At 48.6% G+C, this 19478-nt stretch carries 17 protein-coding genes; 11 read left to right on the top strand and 6 right to left on the bottom strand.

The features are described from left to right. Positions 1 to 129 precede the first annotated feature (129 nt). The 5 genes from TREAZ_RS14435 to TREAZ_RS18535 all read left to right on the top strand — a co-directional run bounded on the left by TREAZ_RS14435 (position 130) and on the right by TREAZ_RS18535 (position 3999). Entirely contained in the window at positions 130 to 1392 is a 1263-nt protein-coding gene (locus TREAZ_RS14435; RefSeq protein WP_015712630.1) for a DUF362 domain-containing protein, read from the top strand. A gap of 18 nt (positions 1393 to 1410) precedes the next feature. Continuing rightward, positions 1411 to 2334, top strand: coding sequence for a permease (locus tag TREAZ_RS14440; RefSeq protein WP_015712631.1), 924 nt, complete (start codon positions 1411 to 1413; stop codon positions 2332 to 2334). Positions 2335 to 2409: 75 nt separating this feature from the next. Next, positions 2410 to 2793, top strand: a complete 384-nt coding sequence (locus tag TREAZ_RS14445) for a NusG domain II-containing protein (RefSeq protein ID WP_015712632.1) — start codon at positions 2410 to 2412, stop codon at positions 2791 to 2793. Beyond that, on the top strand, positions 2756 to 3358 hold the full coding sequence (locus tag TREAZ_RS18530; RefSeq protein ID WP_245535040.1) for a Gx transporter family protein: 603 nt from the start codon (positions 2756 to 2758) through the stop codon (positions 3356 to 3358). The genes TREAZ_RS14445 and TREAZ_RS18530 overlap by 38 nt, the downstream gene beginning before the upstream one ends. Continuing rightward, a complete protein-coding gene (locus TREAZ_RS18535; RefSeq protein ID WP_043923127.1) occupies positions 3355 to 3999 on the top strand; it encodes an energy-coupling factor transporter transmembrane component T family protein in 645 nt (214 codons plus the stop codon). The genes TREAZ_RS18530 and TREAZ_RS18535 overlap by 4 nt, the downstream gene beginning before the upstream one ends. Here TREAZ_RS18535 and TREAZ_RS14460 read toward each other — a convergent pair. Next, positions 3977 to 4381 carry a hypothetical protein gene (locus TREAZ_RS14460; RefSeq protein ID WP_148257825.1) on the bottom strand — a complete coding sequence of 135 codons (405 nt, stop codon included), beginning with the start codon at positions 4379 to 4381 and terminating at the stop codon, positions 3977 to 3979. The two genes, TREAZ_RS18535 and TREAZ_RS14460, sit on opposite strands and share 23 nt — an antisense overlap. Positions 4382 to 4509: 128 nt before the next feature. Here TREAZ_RS14460 and TREAZ_RS14465 point away from each other — a divergent pair, with 128 nt between their 5' ends. From TREAZ_RS14465 to TREAZ_RS14490, 6 genes are all read left to right on the top strand, one after another. After that, positions 4510 to 5415, top strand: a complete 906-nt coding sequence (locus TREAZ_RS14465) for an Rpn family recombination-promoting nuclease/putative transposase (protein WP_015712634.1) — start codon at positions 4510 to 4512, stop codon at positions 5413 to 5415. 163 nt (positions 5416 to 5578) lie between these two features. Continuing rightward, a complete protein-coding gene (locus tag TREAZ_RS14470) occupies positions 5579 to 6349 on the top strand; it encodes a hypothetical protein (RefSeq protein WP_015712635.1) in 771 nt (256 codons plus the stop codon). Between the two features lie 18 nt (positions 6350 to 6367). Continuing rightward, entirely contained in the window at positions 6368 to 8326 is a 1959-nt protein-coding gene (locus TREAZ_RS14475) for an FAD-dependent oxidoreductase (protein ID WP_015712636.1), read from the top strand. A 15-nt stretch (positions 8327 to 8341) separates the two neighbouring features. Continuing rightward, entirely contained in the window at positions 8342 to 9307 is a 966-nt protein-coding gene (locus tag TREAZ_RS14480; RefSeq protein WP_015712637.1) for a polyprenyl synthetase family protein, read from the top strand. Between the two features lie 7 nt (positions 9308 to 9314). Next, positions 9315 to 10103 (top strand): FAD synthetase family protein, encoded by a 789-nt coding sequence (locus tag TREAZ_RS14485; RefSeq protein ID WP_015712638.1) that lies wholly within the window; start codon positions 9315 to 9317, stop codon positions 10101 to 10103. 56 nt (positions 10104 to 10159) lie between these two features. After that, positions 10160 to 12466 (top strand): hybrid sensor histidine kinase/response regulator, encoded by a 2307-nt coding sequence (locus tag TREAZ_RS14490; protein ID WP_015712639.1) that lies wholly within the window; start codon positions 10160 to 10162, stop codon positions 12464 to 12466. Between the two features lie 23 nt (positions 12467 to 12489). Here the strand turns inward: TREAZ_RS14490 and TREAZ_RS14495 are convergent, their stop codons facing one another. The 5 genes from TREAZ_RS14495 to TREAZ_RS14520 all read right to left on the bottom strand — a co-directional run bounded on the left by TREAZ_RS14495 (position 12490) and on the right by TREAZ_RS14520 (position 19452). After that, positions 12490 to 14541 carry an alpha-L-fucosidase gene (locus tag TREAZ_RS14495; RefSeq protein WP_015712640.1) on the bottom strand — a complete coding sequence of 684 codons (2052 nt, stop codon included), beginning with the start codon at positions 14539 to 14541 and terminating at the stop codon, positions 12490 to 12492. Positions 14542 to 14553: 12 nt separating this feature from the next. Then, the gene (locus TREAZ_RS14500; protein ID WP_015712641.1) at positions 14554 to 15795 is read right to left on the bottom strand and encodes a cupin domain-containing protein; all 1242 of its coding nucleotides are present in this window, start codon (positions 15793 to 15795) and stop codon (positions 14554 to 14556) included. Between the two features lie 16 nt (positions 15796 to 15811). Then, positions 15812 to 17053, bottom strand: coding sequence for a uroporphyrinogen decarboxylase/cobalamine-independent methonine synthase family protein (locus TREAZ_RS14505; RefSeq protein WP_015712642.1), 1242 nt, complete (start codon positions 17051 to 17053; stop codon positions 15812 to 15814). A 13-nt stretch (positions 17054 to 17066) separates the two neighbouring features. After that, on the bottom strand, positions 17067 to 18059 hold the full coding sequence (locus TREAZ_RS17920; protein ID WP_083820314.1) for a zinc-dependent alcohol dehydrogenase: 993 nt from the start codon (positions 18057 to 18059) through the stop codon (positions 17067 to 17069). Positions 18060 to 18150: 91 nt separating this feature from the next. Further along, positions 18151 to 19452 carry an ABC transporter substrate-binding protein gene (locus tag TREAZ_RS14520; RefSeq protein WP_015712644.1) on the bottom strand — a complete coding sequence of 434 codons (1302 nt, stop codon included), beginning with the start codon at positions 19450 to 19452 and terminating at the stop codon, positions 18151 to 18153. Between the last annotated feature and the right edge of the window lie 26 nt (positions 19453 to 19478).

Consider the following 19478-nt stretch of genomic DNA (forward strand, 5'->3'; position numbering starts at 1 on the left):
GGCATTACGCAAGATGCGCCTTTTTTGTTGACATTTTACTGATCCTGGTATAATAATAATACTTGCATCAAAAGCGATCTCGATGTGGAACGCTATCAATCACTCATATGAAGTGAGGAGGTTAGGGTAATGAATACCAAAAATATGCGGTATCCGGTGTTTTTTATGATTTTAGGGGCTATTTTCGTAGCCTTGTGGGGCTGTAATAATGGCAGTACCTCATCATCAGGGCCCGAATGGGATAAAATCCCGGCTTATCCGGCGCTAGAGGCGGGTTACGAGAGTTTGTTTGCTCCGGGTGCAAAAACCGAAGCGGAATTGGCTGCCTTGTATTCAGGCAGATACGCCACATACGGCATTCTTGACAAAACCGAAGTCGTTGGAGGCTCTCCGGTCTATTTTACCCGGGATGTCAGCGCGGCGGGGATAGAGGCTGTCTACAAGGCTCTTGGTTCGCCGATTCCGAAAGGCGCAAAAACAGCGGTAAAGCTCAACATGGCCGAAGCGGGCCATCCCAATGTTATTAATCCTAATTATATTGAAAAACTCGTTAAAGACGTAAACGGGACCTTGGTAGACAGCACTACCTTTTATGATGTTCAAATGCCCGGTATATTTGGCGGAACTATTGGCGATCCAATGTTCCTGAGCCGGGGAACTGCAGCGTTATATCGGTCAGCCGCTCAAACGAACGGCTTTACCGAGGCCAAATTCGGTAAAATCGATATCCTTAACGAAACCGGGTTAAATGACGAATGGAGTACCGCAACCCCCAACGAATGGTCAATTCCCATTACCGACTATCCGGGCCGCCATTTGGAAAATGCCCTTTTGGGTGCTAATATTCAGAACTATGATTGGCTCCTTTCAATAGTCCATTTTAAGGCGCATAGTTCGGCTGGATACGGCGGTGTCTTTAAGAACTTTGCCATTGGTATGGCCACATATAATGGTAAAAAGGATATTCATCAAAATGGTGATCCTGCAGAGGTCTTTTTTACCACCGTTGCCGAACCTTTCCAGGAAAAAGTTGTTGAGTATAACCAGGCCCTTATGCAGAACACCAAGTTCAAGAACAAGATCGTCTACATCAATATGCTGAACAACATAGCGGATAACTGCGATTGTCAGCTGCCCATGGATTATGCAACAGGTCAATTAGTTAATAATGTGGAGATGCTGGATATCGGAATTCTTGCTTCTCTTGATCCGGTGGCCCTGGAAAAAGCCAGTTTGGATTTGATTTTTGATGCGGCTGACAAAAACGCCGTTGGAGCAAAACATGTAAAGGAACGGATATTAGCCTTTCGGGGTCCGCACCAGGTCTTGCATGCGGCAAAGCTCAAGTTAGGGCATTTACAGTATGAATTGATAGATATAGACAAGAAATAAACGGTAAGAGGGAGTTCAGTGGATCACATTTTGGAGATACTACACCGCGAATTCATCTTTGTGATGTATTATTTCCTGATTCAGTTCCAACAAATAGTTGGATATTGGATCTTGGGTATGATCTTGGGCTCCCTGATCTCCGTTTTCGGAAAAGACAAAATACATAAGTTATTTGCTTCTATACAAGAAAAAAAACTTGGAGTGCTGGGAGTAATCCCAGCCTCTATGATTGGTATTGTTTCACCTCTTTGTATGTATGGCACCATCCCTATTGCTTCTTCATTTGCGGAAAAGGGAATGGAAGAAGACTGGCTTGCCGCCTTCATGATGAGTTCCATACTGTTGAACCCTCAGCTCCTTATTAATAGTGCGGCCTTGGGTTTACCTGCAGTAATCGTTCGTTTTGTTACGTGCTTTTTTGGCGGCATAGCCGCTGGGCTTTGTGTCCGCTTCTTTTTCCCAAAGAAAAATTTTTTTACGTTTACCAAGTTACAAGCCGTGTCCGACCATGACACGGACCCTAATATGTTCATGCGGTTTTTAAAAAACATGGGAAGAAACATAAAGGCCACCAGCCTTTATTTCCTCTTTGGGATATTTTTATCCGCCCTCTTTCAGCGTTACGTTCCTGCAGAATTAATGACAAAATTATTTGGAGGCAACCGTGCCTTTGGACTTTTTATGGCTGCCACTATTGGGGTTCCTCTCTATGTCTGCGGCGGCGGTACCATTTCACTATTGCAAACCTGGCTCCGGACCGGTATGAGTCTGGGACAAGCAGCATCATTTATGATAACCGGTCCAGCTACAAAAATTACCAACTTGGGTGCTCTTAAAATTGTCCTGGGTATTAAACATTTTGTCTATTATATAATCTTCACTATTCTTTATTCTCTACTCTGCGGTTTGGTTGTTGAGAGGATCATGGGTGTTATCGGGTAAGGCCGTAATCCAGGATCATTTTCTCTGGTTTTTCTACTACTTATATCCAATTGGTGCTAAAATATGAGGTAATGCATGAAAGGGAAATTTCCCCTGAAATTCCTGGATTTGGTGATGATATTCCTTGCCCTTGCTTTGACCGGGCTTTCTGCCTATAGGGTGTACGCAAAGCCCCGGAATACCACCCAGGTGGTGATTCAGGGCCCGGATCGGAGCTGGGTTTTCCCCCTGGACGCAGAGGAGACCGTAACGGTTCCCGGGCCCCTGGGGAATACGATAATCAGAATCCATGATAACGAGGCATGGGTGGAAGACTCGCCCTGCGACAACAAGACCTGCGTGGCTGTGGGCCATATTGGCCGCCATGGGGACTGGGCAGCCTGCCTGCCCAATAATGTTATGCTTATGATAGAAGGTAGCAATGACCGACCAAACGCCCTTGACAGAACAGCCTGGTAGCAGGATTCCCCCGGCGGGGGCCATAGGGAACCTCACGACCCGGAAAACCCTGGCCCTCTTGGGGGCCTTTTGCCTTTTTCTTTCTACAATAGAGTATATGATCCCCAAGCCGCTGCCCTTTATGCGCGTCGGCATCGCCAACCTGCCCCTCATGCTGGCCCTGGACATTTTCCCCTTCCCCGCATTTTTGGTCCTTGTGGGCATTAAGGTACTGGGGCAGGCATTGATTACCGGGACCCTCTTTTCGTATATCTTTCTTTTTTCCCTGGCAGGGACTGCCCTGTCTGCGGTGTCCATGTACCTGCTCCGCCGGGTTTTGGGGCAGAGCCGGATCAGCTTTATCGGGGTGGGGACTGCGGGGGCCATGATGTCCAACATAAGCCAGCTGGTTTTGGCATGGGTCTTCATTTTCCGGGACAGCGTGCTCTATATTGCGCCGCCCTTTTTGGCGGCTGGGGTAATCACGGGAATTGTCCTGGGGTTGTTCTGTGAATATTTTACCCGCAGCTCCCAATGGTACGCCCAGCGCAGGCGCCCTTTGCATAAGCCCGAGGGGGCGTTATGAAGGCCCTGGAAAAGTTCCGCGCCCGCCGCCGGGAAGTCTACGAAGGGTTGTTCAGCCCCCGATCCCTATGCATTGCCGGGCTCATTATCATGCCCGCGTTGCTCTTTAACCCATATCCCCTGTTCAGGATACTTCAATTTTTGTTTTTTTGGTTCCTGGCCTGGCTTTCGGGGAAAAAAAACAACCCTCTCATAACCTTCCTGGTAATGCTGTTCATTGTGGCCTTCAACCTTATTGTCCCATACGGGCGGGTTCTGGCGGCTATCGGCCCCTTCAAAATTACCACTGGGGCCCTTATGGCGGGTATTCAAAGGGCCGTAACCCTGGAAGGGCTGATCATGCTTTCCCGGTTTTCCATCAGGCGGGATCTCCGGATCCCCGGCAAATTCGGGGAGCTTATCGGCGAATCCTTCCGCATTTTCGCAATCATCATGGACCGGAAAAAGGCGATTACTCGCAAAAACCTTATGGGCGATATTGACAAGCTTTTGATAGAACTAAGCGACGATGTGTCGGAGGATGTTTCCTCCACGGGAACGGCTTCCCGCAAGCGCACCGGCGTTCCGGGCTTTATTGTCCTCGCGGCGGTGGTGATTCTGTCGTGGTTTCCCTGGGCTTTTATGCTTCTGGCGCGGAGGTAGCCGAGAGATCCTTGAACAGCCCCGCATCCTTGAGCATCTGTCTCATTTCCTGTATCTGCTGATCCAGCTCTTTAATTTGCCGAGCATGGCTCTTAATCTGCTGGTCATGATTCTTAAGCTGTTGGTCTTGGCTCTTAAGCTGCTGCTTTTGCTTTTCGATTGCTTCTTCCCATTCCTTCGCCTCTTCTATCGCGGACCAATAGCTCATCATGTCGGCGTTTGCCTGGGTTTCACGAAGATATGCCAGCTGCGCTTCGTCCATTAGTTCTACCACCTGTTCTGCCATGGCTATGTCCTCCTCTTGCCGGATTATTGCTTCCAGCAGCTCTTTCCTGGTTATGGTAGCCGCTGATTTGCCTGCTATCCTCTCTATCTTTTTCAATTCTACCGTAATTATTTGTGTCCGTCTAAGGGGGCTATGGCACTGCGACCCAAGGTTGGCGATTTCTTCCAGCCGCAATCCCTTGAAAATTCAGCAAAAATATGCTAATTTTAGAATGAGGTATTTTGGTGTCGGCAAACCGTGAGTATAAAGACAGTGTGTTTTCCCTGCTTTTTGGGAATCCCGAAACATTGCGGGAGGTCTACGGCGCCCTGGAAGGGGTGACCATTGACCCCGAAGAACCCATCACCATCAATACCCTCGAAAATGCCCTTTATATGAAACGGATCAACGATCTCTCGTTTACCATCGGCGAAAAGCTGGTCGTTTTAATTGAGCACCAGAGCACACTCAACAAAAACATGCCCCTCAGGATATTGATGTACATTGCCCGGATATACGAAAAAATCGTGGAGAATAAGGACATTTACGCCAAAGGGCTTATCAAAATCCCCCGGCCTGAATTCTTCATCATCTACAATGGGCCGGATACCGATTGGGACACCCGGCAATTGAAGCTGTCCGATGCCTTTGAGGATGCTTCCGCCCTGGGGACGGGTTCTTCGATATCGCTTGAACTTTCCGCGACTGCGTACAATATTAATCAGGGTCACAACAAGGATATAGTCCGCAAGAGCAAGAAACTTTCCGGATACAGCGTTTTTATTGACAAGGTCCGGGAATACGAAAAGGAATTAGGCAATTTGGAAGAGGCCATTAAAAAGGCCGTGGAATATTGTGTGGAAAGCGACATCCTTAAAGACTTTTTGGAAGCCCACAGCAAGGAGGTTTTGAACATGCTATTCACTGAATGGAACCAGGAAGAGGCTCTGGAATACCGGTACAATGAAGGCCGCGAAGAAGGCCGCGAAGAAGGCCGCGAAGAAGGCCGTGAAGAAGGCCGCAAAGAAGATGCCAGAAACATGCTGCGCGACAATATACTCCCTGCTAAGGTCGCCCAATACACCGGATTGCCCCTTAAGGCAATACAAGATTTGGCTCTGACAATGAGTACACAAACAGCGGGCAAATGAACGTTCCTACCCAACATTATCCTTTAAAAGTTTCAGCTATATGGCATCGGGAAAACATGGGTCATGCCAACGCGCCGTCACTTTACATATCTTTGTATCCTTGTTACTATTTCCCTATTACGAATGTTTTTAATTCAGACTAATTATCATTGAGGAGAAGACTATGAAAAAGCTCGTTTTAGCTGCGGCGATTGCCGCGCTCTGTGTCGCTGCCCTGGCTGCCCAGACCTACAAGGATGGGTTCTATTTTGCCCAGGATTCGGACTATGCCAGCAACCAGAAGAACCAGGTGGTTATTGAGGTCAAAGGCGGCAAAATCGCCTCTGCAAACTGGAATATCCTCAGCCTGAATGCGGGTTCACGGGATCTTAAGTCCATTGCCCAGTCGGGCAGCGTGCCTGCGGCCGCAACCTGGGCTACCCAGGCCGGCGTGGTCGAGGCTTTTCTGGTGTCGAGCCAAAATGTCAACGCCGCATCTGTGCCGGGGGGGCCAAGCAATGTAAAGCCCTTCTTTGACCTGGCAAAAAAGGCGTTGAAGGACAAGGCTATTGCAAAGGGGTCCTATGCCAAAGACGGCTGGTATTACAATGAATCCTCCGAGGTCGATGGGTACCATACCAAGAATACTGCCCTTATCACGGTGGTAAACGGCACTATCGTGGACGCCCTCTGGAACGGGATACTGCAGGGTATGCCTGCAAGCGTTAATCCCTCAAAAATGATCACCTCCAGAGCCAAGGGATACCCCATGACCGGGGCAAAAAAGACCTGGGATCAGCAGGCGGTGAGTACCACCAATGCCCTGGTCAAAGCCCAAAGCCCTGATAATTTGAAGTTGAAAGCCGACGGGGCTGCCGACGGGATTTCCGGGGTATCCATTCATATCAAAGAATATGTTGACGTTGCAAAAGCAGCCCTGCAGGGCGCCCGGTAAAGCAAAAAGGAGTTTTCAATGGGAAACGGGAAAAATATCCTCATTGTCGGCGGGGGATATGGCGGCATATCTGCCGCGAAAAAGCTGGAGAAAAAGTACAAGCACAATGATGATGTAACCATCACCTTGGTGGATAAGCGGCCTTTCCATACCCTGATGACGGAACTCCACGAGGTTGCCGGGCACAGGGTAGAGCCGGATTCGGTGCGGGTTCCCTATGCCAAGGTCTTCGGGGCGTCAAAGGTCAAGGTATCGCTGGATACTATCGATTCCATTGATTTTGGCAAAAACCAGGCCCGTTCCGCTACGAAGGTCTACGACTACGATTATTTGGTCCTGGGCAGCGGGGCGGAACCGAATTTCTTCGGCATTCCGGGAATTAAAGAAAATTCCTTTACCCTCTGGTCTTTTGACGATGCAATGAAGCTCCGGTATCACATTGATGATGTTTTTGAAAAGGCTGTCGCCGAACAGGATCGGGCCAAACGGCAGAAAATGCTCACCTTTGTGGTGGCCGGCGCGGGCTTTACAGGTATCGAAATGGCCGGGGAACTCATCGAATGGCGCGATACCATGTGCGCCAAGTGGCTGGTTCCCGTTTCCGAAGTGCGGATCATTGTGGTGGAAGCCCTGAACTCCATCCTGCCTATTCTGGAGGAAGACCTCCGGGACAAGGTCGAGCATTACATGAAAAAGCACGGGGCAGAGCTTTTGACCGGTACCGCGATTGTAGGCGGCGAACCGGGGCTGGTAAAGCTCAAGGACGGTTCCGCCCTGGCGACCAGCACTTTTATCTGGACCGCTGGTGTGGATGGCAATACCTGGGCCGATGGCCTGGGCCTTTCCAATGGCCCCTTCGGCAAGGATGCCCCGGAAGGCAAGCGGAACCGCAGGGGCCGCCTCCTCATCACCGATGAGATCCGTTCCGTGGATCACCCCAATGTCTTCCCTGTAGGGGACAACATTTGGTTCATCGAAAATGAAAAGCCCCTCCCCCAAATCGTGGAAACTGCAGTGCAGACCGGAGAAACCGCGGCCCACAATATCATTGCCGCTATCGACGGGTCTGCGCCGAAGAAGTTCAAATCCAACTTCCATGGCTTTATGGTTTCTGTTGGAGGCAAATACGCCGTGTCCAACGCCATGGGGATCAAGCTTTCGGGTCTGTTTGCCATGGCTATGAAGCACATCGTCAACCTCCACTACTTGATCGGGGTGGCGGGCTTTAACCAGTGCTGGGAATACCTGAAGCACGAATTCCTCAACAACGACAGCGGCAGGACCATTGTCCACGGCTTCGGTTCCTACAAAACCAGGGGCTACTGGCTTCTGCCTATCCGGCTATGGCTGGGGCTTATGTGGGTCTTTGAAGGGATCAACAAGATTGGCGAAGGCTGGCTAAACTGGGCCCAGGGTTCCAAATCGGGCTGGATGTTCTCCTCGGGGATAGTGCAGTCCGGCGTGCCCCCGGCTGCGGATGATCTCTTTGGGGCTGCCGAGGATCTCTTCGGGTCGGTTGCCGTGGAAGCAGCCGATGCGGTGAGTTCCGCCACGGTTACGGTGAACACCACCTTTGAAGGTGTCTGGGATTTTTCCAGGACGATTTTTGCTACCGATGGCGCGGTGGCAACCTGGTTCAGAACGACTTTCATGGATAATCTTCTTGCCTATGTCCCCTTCCAGGGCTTCCAGTTAATGGTAGTTTTGGTGGAGATTTTGATTGGGCTGGCCTTGGTAGGCGGTTTGTTCACCTGGTGGGCTGCTGCAGTTTCCTGTGTCATGTGCGTGATATTCTCCCTTTCGGGCTTGTTTTACTGGTATCAGCTATGGTTCTTATTTGCAGGGATCTTGTTCCTCGGCGGCGGCGGCAGGGCCTTCGGCCTGGATTGCTGGGTGGTTCCCTTCTTTAAGAAATGGTGGAATGGAACCAAGATTGCCCGCAGGCTCTATTGGTATCAAGATGGGCCTTCAAAATAGGCCTTTGTAAAATCGATGTCTTCGTATTGGAGTGATTTCCCCGGAATACCGGAAGCTTTGGAAAAAGTTTCCGGTATTATACGGAGTTCGTCCGAATCGCAAAATCCAATAATTTCTGAGGGACTTAGTTCGCTTTTTAACGGAAAGGGCAAACTGCTCCGGCCGGGTTTATTCATGCTGGCAGCCCAATTCGGGAAGCCCCAGGAAAAACACTATAAACTGGCAGCTTCCCTCGAAATGCTCCACATGGCAACCCTCATCCACGATGACGTGATTGACGATTCCCCTATGCGTCGGGGGGTTCCTGCGGTGCATACCCGGTACGGAAAACGGGACGCTGTCCTTATAGGGGACTACCTTCTTTCCCGCTGTTTTATCCTTACTGCGGAATACACGTCCCCGCAGAATGCCGTCAATTTGGCCAAACTCATTTCGACTATATGCTTGATGGAAATTGAGCAGAACAATGACAGGTTCAGGAGCAATACCTCCCTGCGGACTTATATGCGGAAAATCCTGGGAAAGTCGGCGCTGCTTTTTTCTCTTGCCTGTTATGCAGGGGCCTTCGAGGCAAAGGCTTCCAGGGATACTTGCGAACGCCTCAGGCGGATTGGGTATAACATCGGCATAGCCTTCCAGATTATCGACGATATACTGGATTATGCCGGGAAGCAGGATCTGGTACGGAAACCCCTGGGGAACGATATCAGCTCCGGGCTTATAACTCTGCCGGTGCTCTGCGCCCTGCCCCTTGACAATACCGGAACGTTGCAGGAAATTTTTTCCCGGGCTTCCTTTACTCCTGAGGAAGGGGCGGTTATTTTTAATCTGGTCAACAATTCCGGCGGGGTGGAAGCGGCCGGCAAATATGCCGAAAAATACACCAACAGGGCTCTCCGGGAAATCAGCGCACTCCCTCCAGGAAAAAACCGGGATATGCTGGACACCCTGACCCGGCGGCTATTGATCCGGGACAAGTAAGGTTCCTATGCGGATAATCGAATGGTCCCGATTTTTAACGGAAGGTCTTCCGGGTACAAAGAATTTCACCGCCATGACTATCGGGGTCTTTGATGGTATACACCGGGGGCATAAAGCCCTTATTGACCGCGTAGTCTCCCACGTCAGCTCTGCGTCCCCTGTGGTTGTCACCTTCAGGCAGAATCATAAAAAAAACTTGCAACAGCAGCACACCCCGCTTAATCACCGGGGGGATATATTCAGTTTCCGGCAAAAAATGGACAGCCTCGAAAATCTGGGCATAGCCCTGGCCATTGTGATTGATTTTTCAGAATCCATAAGGCACATGCCGGGGCTGGAATTTATCCGGATCCTGCAGGAGCATGGAAAGATGGGCTACCTGGCGGTGGGCAGCAACTTCCGCTGCGGCTATCATTTGGACACCGATGCGCCGATGATTCAAAAAATAAACGAAAAGCTGGGTATCCCCACGGATGTTGTAGAGGTCCTTTCGGAAGATTCCCTGCCCATAAGCTCAAGCCGCATACGCAGCGCCATCGCCCAGGGGAATCTGCAGGAAGCTGCAGCCATGCTTGGCCATCCCTATGTTATTGACATTAGTGATGCCGGCGATTCATCCGCCCAGGGCGTTTACGATCTTGCCGCCCAGGGCCGAATTCTGCCGCCCCCCGGAAAGTACCCGGTCCGCCTCTATGAAGGCATCCGGGGAGCAGGAACACCAACCGAAATACAAGTTGAACAGGGGGTTATCCGTATCCCCGGGTCCCAATGGGAATATGTTGAGTTCTTGATCTAGTACTATTCGTATGTTACGATAGTATTATCTTTAAAAATTTTATCAGAGGTAGTCCTATGTTTAAGAATTTAAGCTTGAAAACCAAAATGTTCTTCCTGGTTTCGGCTGTTGTCATTGTCTCGTTTTTGACACTTACCATAATCGTTTCCAACAGGTCCATCGAAATGGCTCAGAAAGACGCTTTCAATCTGGCCCAGGAAACGGCCGATAAATACAAGAATGAAATTATAGCGGAATTGCAAGGCGCCCGGATAACTGCCGAAACACTCTCGACGGTATTTGAAACATTAAAGGATCATAACCTCACCGACAGGGATATGATGAACGACATACTCAGGAATGCGCTGGCAAAAAAAGAATACATCACCGCTTTTTGCATAGCCTACGATCCTGACGCCCTGGACGGGAAGGACGACCAGTATGCGGGGCAAGGGCCGGCTTATGACGAGACAGGACGCTATGCCCCTTATTGGAATAAACTGGGCGGCACTATTGACGTTGAGTTCTTGCCTGATATCGATAGCGAGGATTGGTATATTGTTCCAAAGGCTGAGCGGCACGAATATATCACCGATCCCTACCCCTATGGGCTTCAGGGAAAAACAGTTATGCTGGCCAGTTTGATTTTCCCGATTATTCATAACAAAGAATTTATCGGCATCATCGCTTCCGACATCGTACTGGACAAACTCCAGGAAATGATCTCAAAAGTAAATCCCCATGGGCAGGAAGGGTATACGGAAATTATTTCAAACTCAGGTACTATTATTGCGCATCCTGATAAAGAATATTTAGGGAAGGATTTGGAAGAAATTCTGGCATATTCAAAAGAAGCAAAAGACGCCATAAAAAAAGGCGAAATGTATATTTCAAGGGCCAAAGATTTTTATACCGTATATATGCCGATCAAATTCAGTATTGTTACCAATCCCTGGTCGGTTGCGGTCAGTATTCCCATGGCGAAAATTCTGAATAATGCCAACAGGATACGTAATTACGTTATCCTGGTTTCACTTATCGCAATATGCGTAATTGCGACTATTTTGTATTTTATCGTGCAAAGCGTTACAAAACCCATACTTATACTCTCGGAAACTGCAAAAACTCTCGGTGAAGGCCATTTCGATACCGAGGTTCCCCTCATACAAAGCGATGATGAAATCGGCGCTTTGTCAAAAGCCTTTAAATTTATGGTAGAAAAATTGAACAGCGCCATGACGGCAGCCATGGACGCAAGCAAGGCAAAAAGTCTCTTCATGGCCAACATGAGCCATGAGATTCGTACGCCCCTGAATGCTGTCATAGGGTTGAATGACCTCCTGCTTAAAACTCGGCTGGATGATAAACAACGGGACTACACAGAAAAAATGCGAAGCTCATCCGCTACCTTGCTCCGCCTTGTCAACGATATCCTCGATTTTTCTGATGTTGATTCCGGCCGCATGAAACTCGAAAACGGCGTCTTTGATATTCGCAAGATGTTTGATGAACTTCAGGCATTTTTCCGGGAGAAAAACCCTGGCTCTCCTCTTGCCCTGTATTTTGAACTTGATCCTGCCCTTCCTTCCTCCCTCGTAGGGGACGAGAGACGGCTGAGGCAAATCTTTATTAATCTCACCGGCAATGCGTATAAATTTACAGAAAAGGGTTCCATCACAATCCGGGCTGCCATTTCCGGTCGTAACAGCAATAGTGTGAATGTGGACTTCGCCGTTGAAGACACGGGCATAGGCATGAGCCGGGAGCAGACAGACAAGTTATTCTCCGTTTTTACCCAGGCAGATAATTCCTCAACCCGAAAATACGGCGGAGCGGGTATTGAGCTTGCCGTTACCCGCGAGATAGTCGAGCTCATGGGCGGGAAGATTTCTGTCACAAGCGAAGCAGGACACGGTACAACCTTCATGTTTTCCTGCTCCTTCCCCCTTGCGGGAGACGGGGCTGCAGATACCAGGAATGCTGTATTGCATGGCGCGCGCGTCTTACTGGTAGAAGACAATGAGATCAATGTCATGATCGTCATGGAACTTTTAAACACCGTCGGCATGGAAGTTGCTACGGCGCAAAACGGCAAAGAAGCTTTGGATGTCCTGGCGGATGCGGCCAAAACTCATGGCCTTCCGCCTTTTGACGTAGTGCTGATGGATCTTCAAATGCCGGTCATGGACGGTTACGAGGCCACCAGGATCATCAGGGAAATGCCTGAATACAACGATATGCCGATTTATGCACTGACAGCCCATGCGTTCCCTGAAGAAAGGGAGCGCTGCCTTCGTTTGGGAATGAAAGATCACCTGACCAAACCCATCGATGTGGATTTGTTCTACAGTGCCTTGCGGAATGCGGTAGCCTCGAAAAAATAGTTACCTGTTTCGGAGCCTCGGCGCTATTTATACAACACCTTGAACATATGGAACAATTCCAGGGGCGGCATATCGAATTTGATTTTGCCCCCTGCTTCGGTAAAAGCCAACTCCTTTTTTCCGGGGAGGAGCAGCACCCTTGCGCATTGCTTGCCCTTCAAATCCAGGGCGATATGCAAATCATGGACGGTAACCGGTGGCAGTACTGCCTGGGTGTTAAGAACGCTGATGATTATGCCGTCATCCTGGGCAAAGCAAATAGCCTCGGTAGAAACCGGGGCTTCAAATTCCACCGACTTGGCATTGTCCAGAAGATCTTCGATGCAGGCGATAAATGCCTTGTCCTGGAAATTCTGGCCGTGGCTTTCGATGGGGCCTGCCGCCCAGATGATCCTGCCCTTGCCAAAATTGTTTTTTACCAGCGCAGGATTGCCCGTGGCTTTACCGGGCGGGTTGGAATGAATCGACGCAAAGCAACCAGTGTCGGTCCTCTCGGTATAGGGAAGGGTTTGCGTGGCAAGCACTTCCGCAGCGGGCAAGGCTTTTACTATCTGCTGCTCCGTATTAAGGGCCAGGGGATATTTGGCGCTTGAGTCAGCCAGGTATTTTTTCCCCTTATCTGTTGGGGCAAGATAGGTAAGCCGCTGGGTAGTCTCGCCAAGATATTCTATGCCAAACACGTCGCCGAGCCTTGAAAGCCCCGAATGGCCTGATGCATAAACCTTGCCGCCTGCTTTTACAAAGGCCCGGATATCTTCCGCGGCTTCATCGGAAAGGCGCAAAATATCGGGCATGATAATGACTTTGTATTTAGCAATCGCATTCTTGAGGTTCCTCCGGCCTATGACCGTATAGGGAATATGCTTCTCTTTAAGACAGCGGGCAGCGCTGACTACCGCGTCAAGGTGAGGCATCTTTTGGGCAGTAGGATCCATAACGCTCTTGCCAGAATCATGGAAATCGAACTTGGACCACATGTCGTAGAGTATGGCCGTATCGGCAATAATACTGCCCCCAAGGTAGGTTTCATATTCCTGGAACTCTTTCAGTATAATTCCCATCTTTTTATAGAAATCTAGGTTCATAGTACCTACAGGATCTATGGCATCGATAAAGAGGAAAGCGCCGTTATGAGCCAGGGCAATGCAGGACTGAAGCTTGAGGTGCTCCATGGTCTTGATGGTAGTATGATCCCCAAGGCCTATGCAGCGAGACGTGTGAAATTCGAAACTCCCCGAAAGGGAATTGAAAAGCTTGCAAATAAGCCCCTGCTCGGTAGTACCTGCATAAAAATCTCCGCCCACATAATCGCAGGGGTCGGTATGATCTTCAACAACACCGCGTATCCAGCTTTGGGTAATGAGGGAATATTGATGATTCACTGTCACCTGGGGCTTAAGACCTTTGACAATATTAGTGCAATAAAAGGCGAATTCGTTAAGCCACTTCTCGCGCTTGTCCTGGAAGGCATTCCATTTATCATCTTTCCAATTGATGATCCTGGGCATTACGCCGCCAATTTCTTTTTCAAACCGGCCTTTACAATTAGGGCAATAGCACACCGAAGGCCAAAAAGTCATGTCAAAAAAGATGCTTTCGAATTCATATTTTGTGACTAAATCTGTCACCTGTTTTTTGGTGAATTCCCTGTAGCCTTCAGAATTGGGGCAGGCCAGTCCATAACGGCCCTGATTTTCATCCTCATGCTCCATGCCCGAAGTTCCGTCAGCCTGAACAATGCGCCAAACCGGATCGCGGTTATACGCCCAGTTATCATAAATAAGGGTGTAATAGGCAATGACTTCGATGTTGTTCTTATGGCAGAGATCCACCACCTCGCCAAAGATATCCCTGCCCTTAAGACCAGGATGCTGGTTGCCGTCAGGGGCAGGCCAGTACGCATAGCCGGCATGGGAATTGGCATAAACCATGCAGCAGCTTACATTGGCTGCAACCATGCAATCCACATAGGCCTTGGGATCGAATTGGCTCATGAATTCCGGATCCCATGCATTGATATGCATGTCCACAAGGTTCCTGCGATAATTCTTTTTATGCCAGTTTGGGTTATTCATGTCCTTTCCTTCTTACCTTGTTTTGACGAGATGAGCTGCTTCGGCGTTATCCGGCCCAAAGTGCTTAAGCATCACGATATTCTCATAATCACTATTATTCGTGATTACCACACCCTTCTTGGCAGCATCCTCGGTGACAAAGAATTCGTCGGAAGTCAAATCGCCGAAGCGTATCATATTGGGGGTCTCGATCTTCGCCTTGTTGAGAGTGCCATAACCCTGCATCATGATGAGGCCGTAAGCCTGGGCATCGGTTATGGTAACGCTCCTTCCGGGGAATACTGTAAGCTCCTTGGCGCAGAAATGGCTTGAGCCATAGACCACCCATTTTTCTGAATACCCCTTTTCTTCCATTGCTCTTGTGTCCGCTACCGGTACAGGCTTGAGGAAGCGGTTTTCCTTGAAGTTAGGATCAACATTGAGATCCCAATCAAGTATGGAAAAAAGATATTCGTAGTCGTAGTATTTATCCTTGGGCACATCCTTTACCAGGGTTGCCCGGTCATTGTGCCGGCCTTCAACCTGGGACTGGAAGAAGATGGACACATCGCTGGCACGCTGGGGCTCGTAAGTAAGCAGGGAACCGGGGGCATGCAGCGTTCCGGGGGGTACGTCCCAGCCGGTACCGATTTCGAGGCGGTAGGCTTTCGCTAAATCGAGGATATTGTTATCTCCCCTGTCAGCCCAAATCTTAAGGCAATTGATCACATCGTCCTTGGTAACGCCGGGGTTAAGCCCGAAATAGGTATGTGGGAAGTTGTTGTACACATTGTTTTGCTGGGGCGGGAAATAATAGCCTTCGGGCTTGCCCAGCATATTCACATTTGCGGCATGCTCATTCTTGAGGTGCACATGATGGGCAATGGGCCCCATATTGTCGAAGAATTTGGAGAACATCATCCAGCGGCCGTACTTGTTCATCATGTACTCGCCGATAATCTCGTTCCCCATGATGTCGATAATTTCTTTGAAGAGGACCTGCTCTATTCCTGAGGAAGTCTTGGTCGTGACAAAGCTTAGCCCTTCGTTCTCAATGGTGAACTCCGCATTGTCCGCAGGGGTGGTAGAAGCGAACCAGCGCTCATCGATGCCTCCCTTGGCCCCGCCGTAAGCGTAGTAATCCCTTGGATCAAGTTTGAGCCTGCGCCCGGGCTGCATAAAGTTACGGGCCACCCAGCAGGGGGCAAAACGCAATACCCCGCCGTTCTTCTGCAGTTCACTCTGAACCAGCTGCTTTTTCTCGTTGCTTGTCATAATTTAACTCCTTATGTTAATTGTAAAAACTATTAATGATACTCATAACCGTATTGTTCCAGTCAATAAGGTTTTGAGGTTTATAAGTTACCGTGCTAATATCCTTTAGCACAAATTCATAAGGGCATTTATTTTCGATGCAGCATTCCACTGTTTCGGTTATTTCCTTTTTTACTGCCTCCGGGTTAAAAACACCTGCCACATTGGCCGGATTAGGCTTGCGGGCCAGCACATAGTTTCCGCCTATTTGCTCAGCAGAACTTCTGACATTTGCCCAGGGACTAACCCCAATTTTCCGGAGATTGGGAACCTTTTTTAAATAGGGGATAAACCTGTCGAGAGGTTCGCAGCATCCATAATAAGATATCGCGCACTTATCCATCAATTCACGCATATACTGAAGATCATATTCATCCTGCATGGCAGGGGAAGCTGAAGAAAAAAGCTGTGCGGCACCCCGAAACCACACATCCTTAAGCCGGATCTTGCCGCCTGTATAATCTTTTGCCGGCGTATCATCGCAATATGGGGGAGTACAATGAATAGCAGAAATATTGAAATCTAGGAGCCCTTGCTCTTCCATCTGGGTATATTTGCATAAGCCCGCATCTGTAAATTTTCTTATCATCTTATGGACAAATTCAGGCCTGTCCGCCATATCAATAAAACAATTCTCCACCCCCCGAAGCCAGGAAATATGATCCCAGGGGGAATGAAGGCAAGGATAACCCCTAAGCTTTACCGGCATAATATCCCCAATCATTTCTTCAGCGAATTCAAAGTTGGCTTTATCAATATCGGGCAGAGCCTTAATAACAGGCATCTTCAGGGAATCAAGTTTTTTGTCTGTATCAAGCTGATCAATCATCTGATGAGACACGATGCTATTATTCTTGTCCGAAGAGAGGATATTTTCTTTTGCTTCGATGCCAATGCCGCTGTCGGTATATGCTTTTTCTATATAATAGGCATTTTCTACAACCATATCTGCCTGGATATATTTCCATCTAAAAAGAATGCGCCTAAAGTATCGCTCCATCTCTTTTGCTTTTTCAGATTCACAGCGTAAAGCAAGCTGCCCGTCTATATCCATTTCATGCCAGGGAAGCTCATCTATCCAGACCAAGGGACGCACAGGCTTCAGGCCGTTCATTTGGCGCATGCGCCGGATACGTTCCTGATTAATATCTCTTGCCGAAAGTTCAGCTGTTTGTCTAGCCAGCTCCTGCAGCAGGTTTTTGTCTTGTTGGTTTACCACAGTTGTATCTCTTTCATATTCTTGTTAACAGTATTTTCCCTGCTTGGCCGCCAAAAAAACTTTCAAATGCCTGTGGGGATTCATCCAACGGTACTTTTTGGCCGACTGCTTTCAAAGGATCGAAACCGAGCGAATAAAGCCGGCAGAGATTGTAGAAATCATTTTTATTAAAGTAAAAAGCCCCGGTAAGGGTAACTTCTTTATGAATAATATCTACAGACGGTATAATAGTCAGCCCTTTAGTATTTTCCCCGCAAAAAACTACAGTACCACCCGCTTTTACCCAGGACAACGCATTTTTCTGAGCCTCTGCATTGCCAGAACATTCAATCACAACATCAGGGCCTATTTGCCCGTACAAATCAAAAAGCCTTTTCTTGATATCTGTTTTTGCAGGATCACATGCTTCATTGACGCCAATTTCATTAAGAATAAAATTCCGTCTCCTATCTATTGACTCTACAGCCAGAACATAATAACCACAATATTTCAACATCAGCGATACGCCAATACCGATAGGGCCGGCCCCACTCACCACCGCTATCTTTCCAGTACCGGAAGGCAGCTTTGACACAGCACGATGGGCTACTCCAAATGTATCGCCCCCTAATAGAACACCGATATCCCATGGCATATTTTTGGGAAGTGGAAGACAGCAGCGTTCTGCAACAACTGCATATTCAGCATGCCCCCCCGCACAACCTGCAGAATCATGGCACAATTGCGGACTGCCGGTTTGGCAATACAAACATTCCCCGCAGCCCTTTATTACATTAATAGATACACGATCTCCCGGTTTAACATTCCTGCAATTGTTTATTTCAGCAACTTCACCGGCAAACTCATGGCCGGAAATAAAATCACAGCCATTGAGATAATCGCGCCGTTCGCTGCCACAGATTGCGGAAACGGCAATTTTTATAAGCGCTTCGCCGGGGCCTGGCTGAGGTATGGGAACATCTTCTATTGCGGATTTACCACCGCCTAAAAATTTTAATGCCTTCATACAATGCCTTATTGCCCCAAAACAAACAATAAAATCCAATAACAGCTCCTGGGAAATTCCAAATGGAAAATTTCCCAGGAATTATATATTGCTAACGTCGTGTCCTTTCTGCGGCATGGGAGGCTTCAATATTCTTTAAAGCCTGATCGACACTTTCTGCTCCGGTCATAGCCTTTTGCAGTTCAACCTTGATAACCTCAATGGTTGGGACTGGTACAGCATGATCCATATACCCCATCTTGGGCAGGCTAGCCTGCATGGTAAGGGGTTCAGTCATAAAAATCGGAGCCAAATCAAGATGTTGGTTAACAGTAGGATTAAAGGTAAAAGTACCGCTGTCTTTCATCTGGGCCCGGGCATAATCTTCGCTGACAAGATAATCAACAAAGTCATACGCGGCTTGCACATTCTTGGTCTTCGAATTGATGAAGATAGTACTATCGCTCCAGAACTGAGTTCCTTTGATGCTTGAACTGGAATTAATCAAAGGCAAGGAAAAGGATCCCAACTCAAAAGTTAGGGCTTCAAGGCCGCCCTCAACATTTCCGGACCACCAGGTACCCATATACAGCATTGCACTGACGCCGCCTACAAAGGACTGGATCGCAGCAGTATGATCCTGGGATTCCCAGCCGGGGACAAAACCGCCGCCCTGGGCAAGGCGGACCATGGCATCAACAGCAGCCCTGGTTTCGGAAGCAGTATCCCAATGGGCCTGCCCGTTATTCAGGCGATCAATGAGGGAAGGATCACTGGCTTGCAGCAGATAATCACCGATCATAAGGATTGCGGGCCATCCGTCTTTATCGCCAAATGCAATAGGCTGCATGCCGCTTGCTTTTACCTGGGCAGCCACTTTTACAAAATCTTCAATAGTAATCTTATTGGGGATCTTAATACCTGCGGCATCAAGCTTGGTCTTGTTGTAATAAACGGTCTGCCAAAGGTGCATACCTGCAAAGCTTATTCCATACACTCTGCCATTCTTTGAATTGGCTTGCTGAAATTCAGGATAGGTTCTCTTGTCCCAGCCCCGTTTAAAATATTCGTCGGTAATATCCAATACGAAGCCATTGTCCACATACTCCATAAAATCCGAACCCGCATTGGTCTGGCTAACATCCGGAGCAGCACCTGACTGGAAGGCAAGCCTAGTCTGGGTTTTCAAATCTTCGCTGGGATAGCGAACCATATTAAAACCGTATTGCGGATACTTTTTGGCAAACCCCTCTTCATGTGCCAAGGTATTTGGCTGGATATTGGTCATCCACATGACAGATAATGTCGGTTTGCCCGATGATGCTGAGCCGCCGCCTGCGAAGGCATTCTGGGTTACAAAGACCATGGCTGCTATTGCCAGGATCAAAGCCAAAGAACTACAGATTTTCTTCATACTTTCCTCCAAAAAAAAATTTTTAT

The sequence above is a fragment of the Leadbettera azotonutricia ZAS-9 genome, assembly GCF_000214355.1.
Classification (GTDB): Bacteria; Spirochaetota; Spirochaetia; order Treponematales; family Breznakiellaceae; genus Leadbettera; species Leadbettera azotonutricia.